Source organism: Nitratidesulfovibrio oxamicus (assembly GCF_015731765.1).
GTDB classification, from domain to species: Bacteria; Desulfobacterota; Desulfovibrionia; order Desulfovibrionales; family Desulfovibrionaceae; genus Cupidesulfovibrio; species Cupidesulfovibrio oxamicus.
Genome location: NZ_VRYY01000725.1, coordinates 1 through 685, shown reverse-complemented (window position 1 = coordinate 685; position 685 = coordinate 1). Strand labels below are relative to the sequence as shown.

Below are 685 nucleotides of genomic sequence, written 5' to 3'. Positions count from 1 at the left end.
CAGACCCGGTGGCGGCCATCGTGGCGGAAAGTGCGGCCCTGCTGGCTCGCCACGCCGACCATCCGCTGGCCCCGCGCGTGGACACCGCCCGGCATGCGCTGCTGGACTACCGCGACCGGGTGGCCCGGCTGGCCGGGGATACCCGTCACCTGTTCGCGGACGAGGCCCCGGTCATCGCCAATACCGAGGTCAATTCCGGCAACTTCCTCGTGCCCGAAGGCGATGCCGCCGTCTTTCCCGCGCCCTGCGGCGCATGGCTGGTGGACTGGGAAAAGGCGGTGGTCACCACCCGCTATCAGGATATGGGACACTTTCTGGCGCCCACAACCACCCTGTGGAAGACCGACTTCATCTTTGACGCGGCCACGCGCACGGCTTTTCTGGACGACTACCGGGCGGCGCTGCGCCATGCGGGCCAGCCCGTGCCGGACGCGGAGGAATGCGCGGCGAAGACCGACGTCATGGTGCGCGCCGTGCTGCTGCGCGGCCTGTCGTGGTGCCTGATGGCCTGGCACGAATACGCGGGCGGCGGGCGCGCGCTGGCCCATGCCGACACCTTTCGGACCATCGAACGCTATCTGGGGAACATCGCATGGTTCTTGCGGTAGAGGGGCTGAGCGCCTCGTACGGAGAGGGCGTTGCCGCGCCCGGCGGCGCGGGGCTGGTGGCCGCCGCCGTGGGGCGG

1 pseudogene is annotated in these 685 nt (G+C 70.5%); it reads left to right on the top strand.

Annotated features, from left to right (window positions below):
* A pseudogene (locus FVW20_RS17705) lies at positions 1-608 on the top strand (aminoglycoside phosphotransferase family protein); the annotation flags it as partial.
* Positions 609-685: the final 77 nt, after the last annotated feature.